This window comes from Lutibacter oceani (assembly GCF_003384935.1).
GTDB lineage: Bacteria > Bacteroidota > Bacteroidia > Flavobacteriales > Flavobacteriaceae > Lutibacter > Lutibacter oceani.
In genome coordinates this window covers 120,113-138,355 of the sequence record NZ_QTTQ01000012.1, presented here as the reverse complement: position 1 = coordinate 138,355, position 18,243 = coordinate 120,113, and the positions used below count along the sequence as shown (strand labels likewise).

General features: G+C 28.3%; 18 protein-coding genes. 5 read left to right on the top strand and 13 right to left on the bottom strand.

Annotated elements, in window-relative coordinates:
- Positions 1-4: 4 nt before the first annotated feature.
- Genes BX611_RS13505 through tpx form a run of 4 tightly spaced genes read right to left on the bottom strand, consistent with a single transcriptional unit; the run spans position 5 to position 3,975 of the window.
- Positions 5-658: a LolA family protein gene (locus BX611_RS13505; RefSeq protein ID WP_115882661.1), complete on the bottom strand. Its 654-nt coding sequence runs from the start codon at positions 656-658 to the stop codon at positions 5-7.
- Between the two features lie 16 nt (positions 659-674).
- Positions 675-3,053 carry an FtsK/SpoIIIE family DNA translocase gene (locus BX611_RS13500; RefSeq protein ID WP_115882209.1) on the bottom strand — a complete coding sequence of 793 codons (2,379 nt, stop codon included), beginning with the start codon at positions 3,051-3,053 and terminating at the stop codon, positions 675-677.
- 52 nt (positions 3,054-3,105) lie between these two features.
- Positions 3,106-3,474 (bottom strand): diacylglycerol kinase, encoded by a 369-nt coding sequence (locus BX611_RS13495; RefSeq protein ID WP_115882207.1) that lies wholly within the window; start codon positions 3,472-3,474, stop codon positions 3,106-3,108.
- A gap of 3 nt (positions 3,475-3,477) precedes the next feature.
- The gene (gene tpx, locus BX611_RS13490) at positions 3,478-3,975 is read right to left on the bottom strand and encodes a thiol peroxidase (RefSeq protein ID WP_115882205.1); all 498 of its coding nucleotides are present in this window, start codon (positions 3,973-3,975) and stop codon (positions 3,478-3,480) included.
- A 156-nt stretch (positions 3,976-4,131) separates the two neighbouring features.
- Between tpx and BX611_RS13485 the strand changes: the two genes are divergently transcribed.
- Complete coding sequence (locus BX611_RS13485; RefSeq protein WP_115882203.1) at positions 4,132-5,490, top strand: MATE family efflux transporter; 1,359 nt, start codon at positions 4,132-4,134, stop codon at positions 5,488-5,490.
- A complete protein-coding gene (locus tag BX611_RS13480; RefSeq protein WP_115882201.1) occupies positions 5,477-5,707 on the top strand; it encodes a hypothetical protein in 231 nt (76 codons plus the stop codon). Before BX611_RS13485 ends, BX611_RS13480 begins: the two co-directional genes overlap by 14 nt.
- On the opposite strand, the gene BX611_RS13475 is transcribed toward BX611_RS13480, so the two are convergent.
- The 3 genes from BX611_RS13475 to BX611_RS13465 all read right to left on the bottom strand — a co-directional run bounded on the left by BX611_RS13475 (position 5,708) and on the right by BX611_RS13465 (position 9,363).
- Entirely contained in the window at positions 5,708-6,175 is a 468-nt protein-coding gene (locus tag BX611_RS13475) for a hypothetical protein (protein WP_115882199.1), read from the bottom strand. It lies immediately after the preceding gene.
- Between the two features lie 10 nt (positions 6,176-6,185).
- Positions 6,186-7,067, bottom strand: coding sequence for an OmpA family protein (locus BX611_RS13470; protein ID WP_115882197.1), 882 nt, complete (start codon positions 7,065-7,067; stop codon positions 6,186-6,188).
- Between the two features lie 91 nt (positions 7,068-7,158).
- Positions 7,159-9,363: an endonuclease MutS2 gene (locus tag BX611_RS13465; protein WP_115882195.1), complete on the bottom strand. Its 2,205-nt coding sequence runs from the start codon at positions 9,361-9,363 to the stop codon at positions 7,159-7,161.
- 57 nt (positions 9,364-9,420) lie between these two features.
- On the opposite strand from BX611_RS13465, the gene BX611_RS13460 reads away from it, so the two are divergent.
- Together BX611_RS13460 and BX611_RS13455 are read left to right on the top strand one after the other, a co-directional pair.
- Positions 9,421-10,086 carry a uracil-DNA glycosylase gene (locus BX611_RS13460; protein WP_115882659.1) on the top strand — a complete coding sequence of 222 codons (666 nt, stop codon included), beginning with the start codon at positions 9,421-9,423 and terminating at the stop codon, positions 10,084-10,086.
- Positions 10,087-10,147: 61 nt separating this feature from the next.
- Positions 10,148-10,870, top strand: a complete 723-nt coding sequence (locus BX611_RS13455; protein WP_115882193.1) for a GW dipeptide domain-containing protein — start codon at positions 10,148-10,150, stop codon at positions 10,868-10,870.
- 147 nt (positions 10,871-11,017) lie between these two features.
- On the opposite strand, the gene lipA is transcribed toward BX611_RS13455, so the two are convergent.
- The 6 genes from lipA to BX611_RS13425 all read right to left on the bottom strand — a co-directional run bounded on the left by lipA (position 11,018) and on the right by BX611_RS13425 (position 17,553).
- Positions 11,018-11,890, bottom strand: a complete 873-nt coding sequence (gene lipA / locus BX611_RS13450; protein ID WP_115882191.1) for a lipoyl synthase — start codon at positions 11,888-11,890, stop codon at positions 11,018-11,020.
- 34 nt (positions 11,891-11,924) lie between these two features.
- Positions 11,925-13,154 (bottom strand): NRAMP family divalent metal transporter, encoded by a 1,230-nt coding sequence (locus BX611_RS13445; RefSeq protein WP_240324989.1) that lies wholly within the window; start codon positions 13,152-13,154, stop codon positions 11,925-11,927.
- Positions 13,151-13,717, bottom strand: a complete 567-nt coding sequence (locus BX611_RS13440) for an RNA polymerase sigma factor (protein WP_115882189.1) — start codon at positions 13,715-13,717, stop codon at positions 13,151-13,153. The genes BX611_RS13445 and BX611_RS13440 overlap by 4 nt, the downstream gene beginning before the upstream one ends.
- A complete protein-coding gene (locus tag BX611_RS13435) occupies positions 13,711-14,823 on the bottom strand; it encodes a glycosyltransferase (RefSeq protein WP_115882187.1) in 1,113 nt (370 codons plus the stop codon). Before BX611_RS13435 ends, BX611_RS13440 begins: the two co-directional genes overlap by 7 nt.
- A gap of 3 nt (positions 14,824-14,826) precedes the next feature.
- A complete protein-coding gene (locus BX611_RS13430) occupies positions 14,827-15,012 on the bottom strand; it encodes a membrane or secreted protein (RefSeq protein ID WP_115882185.1) in 186 nt (61 codons plus the stop codon).
- A gap of 432 nt (positions 15,013-15,444) precedes the next feature.
- Positions 15,445-17,553, bottom strand: a complete 2,109-nt coding sequence (locus tag BX611_RS13425; protein WP_115882183.1) for an elongation factor G — start codon at positions 17,551-17,553, stop codon at positions 15,445-15,447.
- A gap of 249 nt (positions 17,554-17,802) precedes the next feature.
- Here BX611_RS13425 and BX611_RS13420 point away from each other — a divergent pair, with 249 nt between their 5' ends.
- Positions 17,803-18,234: a DUF2141 domain-containing protein gene (locus BX611_RS13420; protein ID WP_115882181.1), complete on the top strand. Its 432-nt coding sequence runs from the start codon at positions 17,803-17,805 to the stop codon at positions 18,232-18,234.
- The last annotated feature ends 9 nt before the right edge of the window (positions 18,235-18,243 follow it).

Here is an 18,243-nt window from a genome sequence, read left to right as displayed (position 1 = left end):
GCTATTAATTTGGCTCAGAGATAGTGTAATTCATTTGATCTCTGAATTTTGCTTTGTCAAAGATAAAAAGCTTTTCCGAAATAGGTTGATTTGTTTTAAAAGTTCTTATTTCTAAAGTAGTTATTGTGTTGTTTTCTCCAGTTTCAATAATGTTATAAATATGTTTTGTTTTAATATCAATACCAATAAGGATATTTGTTATTTCAGAATTAGAATCAATTGGAATTAGCTTTACATACTGAATTTTTATTCCTTTAATGGATTTTAATGCGTCCATTTCATAAGTAAAACCGGTTTTATAAAACGAAAACATTTTAGATGGTGTTAAGGTTTCAGCTTCATTATCAACAGAATTCTGAATAATTACTTCTTCATCTTCGTGAATTATTAAGTATGTTTTTTTTCCATCAAAAATTTGCTCTGTACCCATATAATTTAGATGATACAAATCTCCTTTTAAAGTTACTTTACCCATTGTTTCTTGGTGTACATCTGCATCATTGTTATCTAGTTTATGGTCAAATTCAAGATATATATTGTTGTATTCTTCAACTTTTTTTGCAACTTCATCCAATAAGGATTTGGCTTCATTTGAACCTTGACCAAAAGCCGTAATGTTAAAAAAGAAAATACTTAATACTATTATTATTTTTTTCATGTTGTACTTAAAAAATTTAACTATTATTTTTTTCTCCATCTAATAATTGATTTAGAGACATTTCATCAGGTATTAATACCTGCCTTGCTTTGCTACCTTCAAACTGACCAACAATACCAGCCGCTTCTAACTGATCAATTAACCTACCAGCTCTATTATAACCTAACTTTAATTTACGTTGTAATAAAGAAGCTGAGCCTTGTTGTGCAAGCACAATAACTAAGGCGGCATCTCTAAACAAAACATCTCTTTCGCTGATATCTATATCAAGACTTGTGCCAACTTCTTCTCCTGTATATTCAGGTAATAAATAAGCATTTGGATAGGCTCTTTGCGAGCCAATAAAGTCTGTAATTTTTTCAACTTCAGGAGTGTCAACAAATGCACATTGTAAACGAATAATATCATTTCCATTTGAAAATAACATATCACCTTTTCCAATTAATTGATCTGCACCAGAACCATCCAAAATTGTTCTTGAATCTATTTTTGATGTAACCCTAAAAGCAGCCCTTGCAGGGAAGTTTGCTTTAATAATACCAGTAATTACATTTACTGAAGGTCGCTGTGTAGCTACTATTAAATGAATTCCAATGGCACGTGCCAATTGCGCTAAACGTGCAATAGGTGTTTCAACTTCTTTACCAGCGGTCATAATTAAGTCTGCAAATTCATCTATAACCAAAACTATATATGGTAAATATTTATGTCCATTTTCAGGATTTAATTTCCGTGCTTTAAATTTAGCATTGTATTCTTTTATGTTTCTAACCATTGCTGTTTTAAGCAAATCGTATCTTGCATCCATTTCAATACATAAGGAATTAAGTGTATTAATTACCTTAGTGGTATCTGTTATAATTGCTTCTTCTGTATCTGGTAATTTAGCTAAGTAATGCCTTTCAATATGGTTAAATAAAGTAAGCTCTACTTTTTTAGGATCAACCAATACAAATTTAACTTCAGCAGGATGTTTTTTGTATAACAAAGATGTTAAAACGGCATTTAAACCAACCGATTTTCCTTGTCCCGTTGCACCCGCCATAAGTAAATGTGGCATTTTAGCTAAATCAACAACAAAAGTTTCGTTTGAGATAGTTTTACCTAATGCAATTGGCAATTCCATTTCTGAATTTTGAAATTTCGCTGAAGAAATAACAGATTTCATTGAAACCATGGTTGCCTTTTTGTTTGGCACTTCAATACCAATAGTTCCTTTTCCTGGAATTGGAGCAATAATTCTAATTCCCATTGCAGAAAGAGATAAGGCAATATCGTCTTCTAAATTTTTAATTTTTGAAATTCTAATACCGGCATCTGGAACAATTTCATATAAAGTAACAGTTGGTCCAACTGTTGCTTTTATACGTGCAATTCCTATGTTATAATTATTTAAAGTTTCAACAATTCTATTTTTATGTGCTTCCAATTCTTCTTGATCTACCGAGATACTTTCATTGTAATCTCTTAATAAATTAAGCGTAGGGAATTTATAATTGCCCAACTCTAAAGTGGGATCAAATTCACCAAAATCTTTAACTAATTTACTTGATAAGTTCTCTTCAACATGTTGTTCTTCTACAATTTTTTCAACATCAATTTCTACTTTATGGTTTGTTTCTTCACCAGAAGTAACTACTGTTGAATGTTTTTCTATTGTTGGTTTTAAATCTTTAACAGATAATTCAAAATCAGTTGATTCATCTACTTCTTTTTCTGTAGGAACTGTTTTTATCGAAGGATTTATTTCCTGATGATTAATAATTGTTTCATCAACATTTTCACTTTTCTCAACAATTTTTTTGGCAGGAAAAATGCCTTTTATTTTTTCCGGAGTAAATTTAAACCGGATAACTAAGTAAGAAATCAGTAGAAAAAGCAGCGCTAATAAAAGACCTGTTTTTCCTAAGAATTGAAGTAAATAATTATTTATTTCGTATCCAATAATTCCAGCTAATAATGAGTTTTTAGCACTAAAAAATCCAAGTGTAATAGAAATCCAGATCATTCCTAAAATTCCCCATCCCCAATATTTTTTAAGGTGTTTTAAACTCCCTTTTAAAAATATTGCAACTCCTGTGAAAAATGATAAAACCGGTATGTATAATGAGGCAACTCCAAAACCGTTATAAATAAAAAAGTGACTAATACTTGCTCCAATTTTTCCCAATAAATTTTTTACGGTAATATTTTTATTTGAAAAATCAGCGAGTTGACTTTGGTCTTCTTGCCAGCTAAAAAAGTATGAAAAAAAAGAAATTATTAAAAATACAGCGAAAAGTATAATAAAAGCACCTATTATAGTTTGAGTTTGCCTGTTTCCAAAAAAGGCTTTTACTCCTTTAAAAAGGGGCTTGCGTTCTGTTTTCGTAACTGTTTTTTTCTTTTTTGCCATTTAAATCAATATGTCACAAAAATATAAAATTATTGTGATTGCCATTAAATTACTAAATAAATTTAGGTATGTAGATGATTAAACCGATAATAACGGCAAATATTGCAGCAAAAAAAGCTGCGCCAGCAGAAATATCTTTTATAAAACCTATTTTTTTATGATATTCAGGATGAATAAAGTCAGCCATTTTTTCAATAGCTGTATTTAAAGATTCTGCTACCAAAACGAGTCCAATTGCAAAAATTTGGAATAGCCATTCGGTAGCAGAAATTTTCATTACAAAGCCAATAACGGTCATTATTAATGCTATTATAACTTGTGCAATAATGCTTTTTTCAGAAGTAATTAAAATCCAAAATCCTTTAGCTGCATATTTTACAGCTTTAATTCTGTTTAAAATAAAATTACTTTCTGTATTCATTAATTATAGTGCTTTTAAGGCATCTTCGTAATTTGGTTCTTCAGAAATTTCTTGAACTTGTTGTGTATAAGTTACTATTCCTTCTTCATCAATTATAATTATTACTCTTGAAAGTAAATTAGCCAATGGACCATCTTTTACAAGCAGACCATATTTTTTCCCAAATTTCCCACTTACAAAATCAGATAAAGTAATTACATTTTCTAATCCTTCAGCTCCACAAAAACGAGCTTGAGCAAAAGGTAAATCTCTTGAAATACATAATACTTTTGTGTTTTCTAATTTACTGGCTTCTTCATTAAATTTTCTTACTGAAGCAGCACAAGTACCCGTATCTAAACTTGGAAAAATGTTTAAGATTAACTTAGAACCTTTAAAATCTTTTAATTTTGCTTTTGATAAATCAGATTTAATTAATGAAAATTTAGGAGCTTTTTTACCAACTTTAGGTAATTTACCTGAGGTGTGAATTGGATTTCCTTTTAATGTTATTTTTGCCATAATGTTATTTTTAGTTTAAAAATCAAAGTTAGTTTAAAAACTAAAATATCCGAACTAATTTATCAGTTTTTAATTTTTTAAAATTTATTGGGTGTTAAATTTTTGAAAGTTTTTTGAAATTAAAACTTGTATCTTCGCATTTCAAAATATTTTTAATTGAACCTTAGTAAATACACATCAGAATTTAAGAATAATTTAAAATTAGCAACTCCAATAATGATGGGTTCTTTGGGACACTTATTGGTTGGTTTAATTGATGATATAATGGTAGGCAGGTTAGGAGCAATTGAGTTAGCCGCTACTTCTTTAGGAAATAGTATGTTTTTTATTGCAGTATCAATTGGGCTTGGTTTTTCATTTGCAATTACACCTTTAGTTGCCGAAGCTGATGGAGAAAAGGATACAGAAAAAGGACGAAGTATTTTTCAACATGGTTTAATTTTAACGGCAATAATAGGTATATCAATGTTTGTATTATTATTGTTTTTAAAGCCAATTCTATATCATCTGGATCAGCCTGAAGAAGTGGTAGTTTTAGCAATTCCTTATTATGAAATTGTAGCAATTTCAATGATTCCTTTAATGATTTTTCAAGGGTTTAAACAGTTTACCGATGGTTTATCTGAAACAAAATATGCTATGTGGGCAACTATTTTAACTAATATTGTTAACATAACTTTAAACTTTGTATTAATTTACGGGTTTTGGATATTTCCTCGTTTAGAATTAGTTGGTGCTGCTTTAGGTACTTTAATTTCAAGAATTGTAATGGTATTTTTCATTTATTTTGTTTTAATGAAAAGGAAAAAATTTGCTATTTACCTGAAACGATTAAAACTTTCTGAGTTTAAAAATAAAATATTCAAAAAAATAATGAAATTAGGTTTTCCTACATCTTTGCAAATGCTTTTTGAAGTGGGACTTTTTACAGCGTCAGTTTTATTAGCAGGAACTTTAGGAGCATTTCCACAAGCTGCAAATCAAGTTGCTTTAAAATTGGCATCAACAACATTTATGGTTGCTGTTGGAGTAGGAGTAGCAGCTACAATTAGGGTAGGTAACCAAAAAGGATTAAAAAATTATGTTGAATTAAGGCGCATTGCTTTTTCAAATTTCTTACTTATATTAATTATAATGTTCACATTTTCAATTGGATTTATGGTTTTTAAAGATGTTTTGCCTTTAATGTTTACGGATAATTTAGAAGTAATAAAAATGGCATCCAGTTTACTTATTATTGCAGGTTTATTCCAATTGTCAGATGGATTACAAGCTGTTATTTTAGGTGGTTTAAGAGGGTTACAGGATGTAAATGTGCCTTCAGGTTTAACTTTTATTGCTTATTGGATTATTGGTTTTCCTGTTTGTTATTATTTGGGAAGAACAGCTGGTTTTGGTACATTTGGTATATGGATAGGACTTTTAACAGCATTAACATCTTCTGCTTTAATGTTGTTTTTAAGGTTTAATTTTTTAACTAATAAATTAATAAAAGAAAAAAATGGAATTACCTAAATTTTTACTTGGAGATAATACGGATTGTGCAAAGGATATTTTTGTAATTCATACAGACTTTCCACGATTTATTATCAATTTACTTGACGATGAAATAGAATGGCTTGAAGATTTTCAAGGTGAAGACCAACAAGAGTTAGAAACACAAGTTGCTACGCTTATTGAAGAAGCAAGTGAATTTTATGATAGAGAAATGGAACGTTATGGAAATGAATAATTAAGTGATTTCTTTTAAAAAATCTTGAGCTTGCTCAACCCAATTGTCTCTTTTAATTCTACCTGGGAAAGTTTTTATTTTTTCTGAAATGGCTTCAATGTCTTCTTTATTAAGATTACTTATTTGAGAAAAATTATAAATACCAATCTCATTTAATTTTTTTTCTAATGTTGCACCAATTCCATTAATTTGTTTTAAATCGTCTTTTTTTATTTCCTTAATTTCTGGAACTGTTTTAATCATTTCTATGCCGCCTCGTTCAAAAGTTTTGGTAGCTCTAATTTGAGAATTATTTTCATGTAAACTTAAGTCGTCGTATTCGTTATTTTTAAAATCAAGGTTGTTTTGAGGTTTCTTATTAAAAATTATTCTTCCAAAAACGAGTCCGATTATAAAAGCACCCAACATCCAAAAAAATATTTCTAATGAATGTATAAAAGTTTCATTTGAAAAAATAGATAATGTCATTTTAGTAAAATTATTTAATTCTTATTTCAATTCTATTGTTTAGTGCTTTACCTTCATCGGTATATTTATTTGCAATTGGCTCGGCTTCTCCTCGTGAAAGTGCGGTTATAACATTTTCAGAAATTCCGTTTTTAATTAAATATGCTTTAATACTATTAGCTTTATTTTGACCAATTATTAGGTTATTTTTATAATAACCTTTGTTATTTGTATGTCCTGTAATTTCAATAATTTTTGTTGGATTATTTTTTAAGTATTGCTTTACTAAATTGGTGTAATCAACTAACTCATTATTAATTATCAATTTGTTATTTGTGTAGTTTGAATAGAGCGTTTTGTTAGTAATATTGTTTTCTAAACTATCTAAAACTCTTTTATTTAACGGTGTAAAATGTAATTCAATTCCATTATAATAGACATCATTTTCATTAAAATTAAAGGTTTCATTTTTTCCAGAAGTTTTTATTTTTGTTGGCTTAATACCACTACTAATCAATTCATTTTTTAAAGAATTTGCACGTAGGTTTCCTAAGTTAGCATTGTTTTCTAAAGTAGTGTACTTTCCAATAATTTCTAGTTGTTTATTGTAGTTATTTTTTAAAAAAAGCGAGAGTGAATCCATTAAAAATGGAACACTATTTATAGCTGAAACAATTTCCTTATTTTTGGTAATTTTAATTCCATTTGCAAATTTATAAACAACCTCTTTACCATTTTTAATTTCTAAAATATGTTGTGTTAAAACAGTTTCTTTTTCAATTTTATTTGAAGAATTTTCAGCAGAAGTAGCGTTGAAATTGCCAAAATATTGATGTGTAATGTAATGATGGGAAGTTAATGCGATAGCTACCCATATCATAAAAACGAAAAACGCTTTTAAATAATTTAGCATGAATTTATTTTTTGCAGGCTAAATTTAAGATATTTTTTTGGGTGTTACAAATGTATAACTCTAAATAAGAGTTGATTAATATAGTGGTTTGCTATTTTTTAGCAGACTCAACAAGTTCTAGTTTATTTAAAGTAGTTTTTGTAGTAAAAACCCCATAATTAATAAATGCATTGTTTTTTTCAATTTTATCAATTGTTCCACAGGCGTTACTATCAATTATTCTTACTTTGTCATTAATTTTAAAAACATAATCGGCTTTCTGTTTTGCTACTTTTTTAGCTTCAGTTTTCTTTTGTTCCCTTACTTTTATTACTTCAACTAGTACTTCTTTTTCAGTAGTAATTAATTTTTCTTCAACCTTTTTATTTTCAACTTTTACTTGTTTTTTTTGAGCCTTGGTTTTTGGTTTAGGAGGATTTTTTTTAAGGTATTTTGTTTTTTCAGTTGCAACCCAATTGTTAAATTCTAAATTAAGTTCTTTTTTGTTATTGGTTTGTAAGTATTTGTTTACTAATTCATTAATTTTTCTACCATAAGCTAACATTTTTTGATTGCTATCATAAAGCGTTTGAAAACTCTCCAATTTTTCTTGAATTTTTTCTTGTTTTTCTGTTAAGAAATAAGATTTCTCAGCAGCAATATTTTTTTCCTTTTCTAAGTTCTCCGAAGTTTTTTGAAGCTTGTTTCGCTCTTTTTGAAGTTTTGAAATTGTTTTATCTAACCTTACTTTTTCTCCTTCAACACGTTTTTTTGCTTTATTAATTAAGCTAAAAGGAATACCGTTTTTTTGAGCAACTTCAAAAGTAAAAGAACTACCTGCCTGACCAATAAATAACCTAAATTTAGGCTCTAAGGTTTTTTCATCAAATTGCATATTGGCATTTGCTACATTTTCTAATTCGTTTGCTAATACTTTTAAGTTTGCATAATGTGTAGTTATAATTCCGTAAGCTCCTTTTGTATAAAACTCTTCTAAAAAAATTTCAGCCAATGCACCTCCTAATTCAGGATCACTTCCTGTCCCAAATTCATCAATTAAAAACAACGTACTTTCATTACATCTTCTTAAAAAACTACGCATATTTTTTAAACGATAACTATAAGTACTTAATTGGTTTTCAATAGATTGGTTATCTCCAATATCTGTCAATATTTTATCAAAAAAATATGTTGAAGATCTTTCGTGAACAGGAATTAATATACCTGCTTGTAACATTATCTGTAGTAAACCAATTGTTTTTAGTGTAATACTTTTACCACCTGCATTTGGTCCAGAAATTACTATAATTTGCTGTTTATTGTTAAGTTCTAAAGTTTGCGGTATGGTTTTAAGATTTTTCTCTTTATTTTTTAACAATAGAATTGGATGAAAAGCATCACGTAAATAAACCTTTTTTTCAGAAGTAATTTTAGGTAAACGCCCATTAATATTTCTCGAATATTTTGCCTTTGCACCAATAACATCCAGTTTAATTAAAAAGTTTTGATATTCAATTAAATTTGGAACAAATTGCCTTATTACATTTGTTAATTCTTTTAAAATTCTAACAATTTCCTGATGTTCTTCGTATGATAAATTTTGCAATTCTCTACTGAATTGTAGTGTTGCTTCCGGAGCAATATAAACAATACTGCCGGTTTTAGAACTGCCAAGTAAACTACCTTTTACTTTTCTTCTGTGCATTGCCTGTACAGCTAATACACGCTGATTATCTATAACAGATTCTCTAATTTCATCTAAATATCCTGAGCTGCTATATTGGCTTAACGCCTTCGTAAAACTTGAACCAATTTTAGCGCGCACTGAATTAATTTCACTTCTAATCTGTTTTAATAAAGGTGAAGCATTCTCATTAACTTCGGCAAAAGGAGTTATTATTTCATTAATATTTGAAACTATTAATTTTTGATATTCAATTTCTTCTGAAAAATTAAATAGTGTAGGATAAATATCTTTAAACTTTTTTAAAAACTTCAATAATTCAAAAACAGTATTAGAATTGTTTAAAATCTTTAAAAATGATGCAGGTTCTAAATAACTGTTTTCAATATTTAATAAATGAATTTCTTTTTGAATTTCATCAAAATAATGATTTGGTAACCGGTTATCGTTTTGAAATGAAGACAGGTATTCATTAACTAAGTTTAACTCTGGTATTAACTTATTTTTTGAATTAAAAGGTCTTATTTGTAAGGCGCTATTTTTGCCTAATTCAGAAATACAAAGATGACTTACCGATTGTAAAATGGTAAAAAATTCTAAATCTATTAACGTTTTTTCTGAAATGTTACTCATAAAAAGTGCTACTTTTGAAAAGTTAGACAAAAGTATAAATTTAACGTGAATAAAGTAATGAAAGTTAAAATTGCTGATAGTTGGAAAAACATATTGCAACCTGAGTTTGAAAAGCCTTATTTTGAGCAACTTACTAATTTTGTAAAAGAAGAATATAGTAGTAATTCTTGTTTTCCACCTGGAAATAAAATTTTTGAAGCCTTTAATTTATGCGCTTTCAGTGATTTAAAAGTGGTGATAATTGGTCAGGATCCATATCATGATGTTGGGCAAGCACACGGTTTATGTTTTTCTGTAAATGATAAAATAAAACATCCACCTTCCTTAATAAATATTTTTAAAGAAATTGAAACTGATTTAAATATTCCATACCCAAAAAGTGGAAATTTAGAGCGTTGGGCAAAGCAAGGGGTTCTGTTGTTAAATGCAACACTTACCGTTAGAGCTCACAATGCAGGCTCGCACCAAAAAAAAGGTTGGGAACAATTTACTGATGCTGTTATTGAAGAAATTTCTAAAAAACAAAAAAATGTTGTGTTTTTGCTTTGGGGAGGCTATGCAAAAAAGAAAGGTTTAAAAATTGATAAAAATAAACATTGTGTTTTAACAACTGGTCATCCTTCTCCATTGAGTGCTAATAGGGGGTATTGGTTTGGTAATAAGCATTTTAGTAAAACAAATACTTATTTAAAAAGCAAGGGTTTGTCAAAAATTAATTGGTGATTTATATCATATTTAATACATGTAATAATAGTTACATTTACTTGAAATTAATCTTAATAAAATGAAAAATAGAATAAAATATTTTACTGTAATTTTTAGTGTACTAGTGTTGTTTAGTTGTAAAGAAAAAAACAACTATTCTAAAATTGATTCACATCAAACAACTTCAAAAAAACAAGTACACAAAATAGTTGTTAACGAAATGAGTGATGGTGGAAATTACACCTATATAAATGTAAACGAAGATGGTAAGGAGTATTGGATGGCAATCCCTAATTCTGATGTAAAAATTGGTGAAACTTATTATTATGATGGAGGACTGTTAATGAAGAATTTTGAAAGTGAGCACTTAAATAAAACCTTTGAAAAAATAATTTTTAGCGAGGAAATTAGACAAACAGAAGAACCTGTTAAAAAAGAAATTAAAAATTCACATGAACATTCAAATAATGTTGGTTCAACAATAACAGAAGTGAAAATTGAACAACCAAAAGGAGGTACAGCGTTAGCATCTATTTTTTCAAATAAAAAATCTTTTAGCGGTAAAAATGTTACCGTTAAAGGAAAAGTGGTAAAAGTAAATAATGGTATTTTAGAAAAAAACTGGGTTCATATTGTTGATGGAACTCAATTTGAAACCAAAAAAAGTTTAACGGTTACTACAAATGAATTGATTAAAGTTGGAGATACTGTTACATTTAAAGGTAACATAACCTTGGATAAAGATTTTGGATATGGTTATGTTTATGATATTCTACTTGAAGAAGGTGAATTAATAAAATAAAAAAAAGCGCTAAAAGCGCTTTTTTTATTAACTAACTCAAATTTATATAATGAAAACAAAGCATACAAACTCTTTGCTTCATTTTAATATTTGCAATTCTCGTGCCAAAAAATAGCTCTATATTGTTAAATATTAGTTAAATAGAAATTATTCTAAATGTTTTTGAGCTTTGTATGAAGATCTTACCAAAGCGCTACTTTCAACATGTCTGAAGCCCATTTTTAAGCCAATTTCTTTGTACTTATCAAATTGCTCAGGTGTAATAAATTCCTTAACAGGTAAGTGCTTTTTACTAGGTTGTAAATATTGGCCAATAGTTAAAATATCAACTTTTGCATTTGCTAAATCTTGCATGGTTTCAATAACTTCGGCTTCAGTTTCACCTAAGCCAAGCATTATACCAGATTTGGTTCTGCGCTGACCTTGGTCTTTCATATATTTTAAAACTTCTAAACTTCTGTCGTATTTTGCTTGTATACGGACTTCACGAGTTAAGCGTCTAACTGTTTCTAAATTATGTGAAATAACTTCTGGAGCAACTGCTAAAACTCTATCTATATTTGTTTTATTTCCTTGAAAATCTGGAATTAAAGTTTCTAAAGTAGTATTTGGGTTTGCTCTTCTAATGGCATTTACAGTTTCTGCCCAAATTATAGAACCACCATCTTTAATGTCATCTCTGTCAACAGAAGTAATTACGGCATGTTTAATATTCATTAATTTAATTGAACGTGCAACTTTTTCAGGTTCTTCCCAATCAACAGTTTCTGGTCTTCCAGTTTTTACACCACAAAAACCACAAGATCTTGTACAAATATTTCCTAAAATCATAAATGTTGCTGTACCTTCTGTCCAGCATTCACCCATATTTGGACAACTTCCGCTGGTACAAATAGTGTTTAATTTGTACTTATCAACTACATTTCTTAATTCAGTATATTTTTTACCAACTGGAAGTTTTACTCTCAGCCATTTTGGTTTTTGGATTTTATCGCTTAGTGTTTTGGTTTCTTCGCTCATTTTATTCAAAATTGATTGCAAAAATACAAAGAATTTATAAACTAAAAAGATACCAAATACTAAAGCCTATTAAAAACAGCATTCCAAACCAACTTAAAATTTTCATTTGTAATGAAGGTCGCCATTCTTCTGGCATATTTTTACCTGAAACTAAAATGTAATTTATAATAGCAAAAAAGGGTGCTGTTAAAAAAGATAAAATTGTTGCAATTTTTATAAGAATACCCATTTCTGACATAAAAAATAGCAAGATTGAAATAGTACCAATAGCCAAAAAACCAATCCAAAACCAATACATGTTTTTGTAAGATTTATTGGTTAACAAATCAAATGTTTTTGTCATTGCTCTTGGTGATGCATCTAAAGTTGTAATTGTTGTGCTAAACATTGTTGTAAATGCTGCAGCAGCAATAAAAATATACATTTCTTTACCAAGATTCTCGGTGTAAAGGTTAATAAGTTGTTGTGAAAACTGTACAGCACTTCCGCTAAATGTTTCACCAGAATTAAACATAATTAAAGCACCTAATGAAACAAAACAAATTCCAAGTATTAGTGTACCAGCAAAACCAATATTAAAGTCGAAAATAGATTGTTTTGTGTTGAATTCTAAAGTTGTATTTTTTTGTTTTTCAATTGCCCAAAGTGATTGCCAAATAGAGACATCAAGCGGTGCTGGCATCCAACCTAAAAAAGCTATTAAAAAACCAACTTCTATACTTCCTTTTGGTAAAATTTGAACAAAATTAAGTGAAGTGTCAGTATTTAAATACGCAATTGCTAAAGCAATTATTGTACTTATTGTAAGTGTTAAAACTATAAATTTCATTAAATTATCCAGCAATTTATATTTCCCGATAATTAAAAGGATTAAGCAAATTACAGTAATTATGATACTCCAAATAACTGGATTAGTGGTAATGCCAAATAAATTTGCTGCCAAACCAGCAGTTACAATTGTTACAGCCGCTTGTATGGTAAACATTGTTGCTAAGTTTAATATAAAATAAGCAATAAGAACTCCTTTACCTAGTTTTTTATATCCATCTAACAGGCTTTCACCAGTTGCAGTTGCATATCGTGGTCCGAATTGAAAAAAAGGGTATTTTACTATGTGAATTAAAACCAACGCCCAAATTAATCCAAAACCAAAATCTGCTCCAGCTCTTGTGGACTGAACTAAATGAGAAACGCCAATTGCTGCACCTGCAAAAAGTAATCCAGGTCCTAATTTTTTAAGCCAAATAAATCTTTTAACAATCAATTTTTTGAAGATTTTTCAATTATTTCGGCTAATAATTTTTTAGCTCTTAACAATTTAACTTTTATATTACTTATAGGTTCGTTAAGCTTATCAGCCATTTCTTTATAACTCATTTCTCTAAAATAGCGAAGGTTTATAATTTCCTGATAATGTGGTTTTAATTGTTTTAAATAGTTTAATAATTGTGCTAAATTCTGTTCAATTATTAATTGATCTTCTGCTGATGGAGTTTCATCAAAAATTTTATATGCTTCAGATTCTTTTTTATTAATTGAAACAGTATCAGTACGTTGTTTGCGTAAATGATCTAAAAATATATTTTTAGAAATTGAAATTAACCAAGTTTTAAAATTATACCTTTCGTTGTATAAGTGTATTTTATCAAATGCTTTTGAAAATGTTTTAATTGTAATATCTTCTGCTTCATCTTCATTATCAGTTTTAGATAATTGAAATCTGAAAACATCACTCCAATACGTATTTAATAAGGTATTAAAAGCTTTTTGATCTTTGTTACGAGCTTTTTCAATTAAATCGGCAATATCATTATTTTTTTTTACCAATGGTTGGGTTTTGACTTAAGATTTTTTATAAAGATAAGCATTTGTATGCATATCAAAAATAGTTCATAAAAAGGTAATAAAAATATTAAGTCAATTTCGTTAAATTTTTTCGCAGCTAATCCAATTGAAAGATAAACCACTAATTGTCTAAATACTATTAAACTAACAACAGTTATCCAATTAAATTGAAAACTTAAAAGAATAATTCCAACTAACCAAAATAGAATTTGTGAACTATAAAATAATCCAAGTAAAAATTGATGTTTTCTTTTGTAATAATGAGCTGTTGCAACATGTCTTCTTTTTTGAAGTATCCATTCTTTAAAAGATTTTTTTGGTAAAGATTCTGTAAAACTATCTTCTAAAATGGAATAAGCAGTATTATTTTTTGTTGCAACTTGGTTTATAAATAAATCATCATCACCGGATTTGATGCGATGCATGTGGTTAACAAAACCATTTGCTTCAAAAAAAGTAGTTTTTGTGTACGCTAAATTTCTTCCAACACCCATATATGGAAAGCCAATTTTGGCAAATGAAAAATATTGAATAGCTGTTAAAAGAGTCTCAAAACGGATGAGTTTATTTAAAAAAGATTTTTTTACTTTTTTATAGGCTCCATACCCTAAAACAATTTGATTTTTTTGGTTAAAATTATTAGACATTTTTTGAATCCAATTCTCAGAAATTGGTTTGCAATCTGCATCTGAAAAAAGTAAATATTCGTTTGAAGCAGCTTTTATTCCTAATGTAAGAGCATATTTTTTACTTCCCCAAAATTGTTCATTTGGAGCTACATCAACAATTTTAATAATTGTAGGATGCTTTTTTTTAAACTCCTCAATTACTTCTAAAGTGTTATCGTAAGAGTTGTCGTTTATTAAAACCAATTCAAAATTTGGATAATTTTGATTGATGAAAAAAGGAATATTTACAGTTAAATTTTTTGCCTCATTTTTAGCACAAATAATAACTGAAACAGGAAGGTTAAATTTGGTTTGTTTGGTACTACTTTTTGAAAATGCAAAATTCCCAAAAATTAAAAGGTAGTAAATACATTGAATACTAATAATTACTATAAAAGCAATAAATAAATATGCAAGCATATTTTATCTATTTTCACATTGTTCGGCAGTTTTACCGCAATAGCCACAAGGCTCACCATTTTTATTTAAATGTGGGTTTTGGCTTGCACAGGTTCCAGCAAATTTCCCGTCTTTTTTCGCCCATAATTTTATTGCGATTCCAGCAACACCTAATCCTAATAGAGCTAGCGTAATAAATAATAATTTCATTTTTTAATAATTTACATTTCTAATAGACTCATAAAATTTAACAGATTTTTTAATTAAAAAAAATAATATTTAATGTAAATCTTTTAGTTAAAATTTTATGGTGCAAATATAAGTAATTCTCTTTGAAGTTAAATTGTAATGAACTCTATATTTAATATTGCATTAAATGCAATAAATAGAGGTAAAAAATATTTAAAAATGATATAATGTGTTAATTGTTAATAAGTTTCTTTTAAAAATTAACAAATAAATGCTAAATTAGCAATCGATTAATATTTAAAAATCTTTACTATTGGAATAGGAGCTAAACCAACTAAACAATTAGATTATAAGAATTGATTGAATTAATAAGATATTAATCGGTTTACTACTAACGAAAAAGACCCGCTACTTTTAAGTAACGGGTCTTTATTTTAATAAAAATTTATTTAATTAAGATTCTATTTTTACTAAAGATTCTTGAACGTTGTTTGGTACTAATTCAAAATTTGAAAATTTAGTACTAAAACTTCCTCTACCTTGCGTAATTGATCGTAAGGTAGTTGAATACTTATACATTTCAGCTAAAGGAGTTTTGGCTTTAATGGTTTGGTATTTTCCATCACTATCCATACCTAAAATAATAGATCTTCTAGATTGTAAATCAGTCATAACATTTCCCATAAGTTCTTCAGGAACTTTAACTGTAAGTTCTTGAATTGGCTCTAACAGTTTTGGTTTTGCATTTAAAAAGGCAGATTTAAAAGCGTGAGCACCTGCAATTTTAAATGAAATATCATTAGAATCTACAGCATGCATTTTTCCATCAAACAACATAACTCTAATATCTCTTGCATAGGATCCGGTTAAAGGACCTTCTTCCATAACTTCTAAACACCCTTTTAAAACAGATGGTAAATAACGAGCATCAATTACACCACCAACAATACAGTTATAAAATACAAGTTTTCCACCCCAATCTAAATCTATTTCTTCTTTTCCTCTTATATTAAACCCTTCTGGCTCTGGCATTCCTTCATACCAAGGTTCTATTTTAATATGAACTTCACCAAACTGCCCAGAACCACCAGATTGCTTTTTGTGTTTATAACTTGTGGTTGCAGAACGTTGAATTGTTTCACGATAAGCAATTTTAGGTTGTTCAAAAACTGCTTTTATACCATATACTTTTTGTAAAGTCCAATCTATAGTTGCTAAATGTAATTCACCTTGACAAGAAAGAATCTGTTGTTTTAATTCTTTTGAATATTTAATGGTAACAGTTGGATCCTGACTGTGAATTTTCCTAAGAGCGTCATTTAATTTTTCTTCATCATTTTTATCAACAGCGCTTACAGATTTAGTTATTCTAGGTTCTGGAAATTTAATAGGTTTAATTGTTATATTTGATCCTTTAGTTCTTAAAGTATCATTTGTTTCAGTATATTTTAATTTTAAAGTTGCACCAATATCACCAGCGCTTAATTTTTCTACAGGTTCACGGTTTTTACCGTCCATAATGTAAAGCTGGTTTAATATTTCAATTTCTTCGTTTCTTGAATTCTCTAATTTATCGTTTTGTTTTATTTCACCCGATTTTACTTTAAAGAAACTAATTTGACCTAAATTAGGTTCGTACAATGTTTTAAAAATAAATAATGAAGTAGGTGCATCAGTTTTACATTCAATAGTTTCACCTTCAACACTTTGTTCTGGTTTTAAATCTGCAGCAGACGGAGCAACGTTATCAATAAAGCCCATTAATCTACCGGTTCCCATGTCATTTAAAGCAGAAACACAGAAAACAGGAAATAATTCGTGATTTAACATTCCTTTTTTAATTCCTTCACGCATTTCATCTTCATTTAAAGTTCCCTTATCAAAATAAAGTTCCATTAAATCTTCATCATTTTCAGCTGCTTTTTCAACCAATTCATTATGAAGTTCGTTTGCAATATCTTTTTGATCTTCAGGGATTTCTAATTTTTCTGGTTTTCCACCTTCCGGTCCAAATTTGTACATTTTCATTTTTAGTACATCAATAATACATTGTGCATCATCAATTACTAAAGGGTATTGTATTTTTACAGCGTTATTTCCAATCAGGTCAACAATACTTTTAAAGCTTTCATCAAAATCAGCATTTGGGCTATCAATTTGATTAATTACAAATACTGTAGGAAGTGAAAAACGATCTACATAATTCCAAATAATTTCAGTACCAACTTCAACTCCTTGTTGTGCATTTATAACGGTAACTACAGAATCTGCAACACGCATTGTTGATGCAATTTCACCAATGAAATCATCTAATCCAGGAGTATCTATAATGTTTATTTTGTAATTGCGCCATTCAGTATGAAGCGGTGTGGCAAATATGGAAGTTTCTCTTTCTTGCTCAATTTCGTGATAGTCAGAAACAGTATTTTTATTTTCTACACTACCACGGCGATTGACTAATCCAGCTTCAAAGAGCATTGTTTCTGCTAATGTAGTTTTACCACTTTTATTTGCGCCTACAAAAGCAACATTCTTAATGTGTTTATCATCATATATTTTCATAATGTACCTGTTTTTGTAAAAAGTTTTATAAAGTTACAAAATGTTTTAATTTAAAAGATGACGAATGTTAGTGTTTTTAATAAAGTAATTTTTATTACAATTGAGTAGTTTATTTTTTGCTATTCAAATCTAAATTTTACAACTCATCGGTAAAAAAATACAATTCAGGAAGTTTAAATTTTCAATTTATGCTAAAATATACACTTTTGAAGTGTCAAAAAAATAGTATTAACATTAAAACTAATTAGTATGCAACATTTAATTTTAGCAATAGCATTATTATTTTCAACTCTAATATTTTCACAAGAGCCTGAAAAAACAAATTTAAACAATTCAAAAAATATTACTGTTTCAGTAGTAAATGCATTAAGTGATGTAGGGAAGGTACATTTTGCGCTATACAATAAAGAAAACTTTAGAAAGGAAGTATTACAAGCAAAATCTGCAATTATCAAAGATGGAAAAAGTACAGTAATTTTTGAAAATGTACTTGAAGGGAACTATGCAATAGTTTGCTACCACGATGAAAACGAAAACAACCAAATGGATTTTCAAGAGAATGGGATGCCGATAGAAAATTATGGAACTTCAAATAATGCACTGAGTTTTGGTCCACCACAATTTGAAAATTCAAAATTTGAAGTGCTTGATAAAGATTTAACTTTAGAAATTAAGTTTTAAATTGCAATT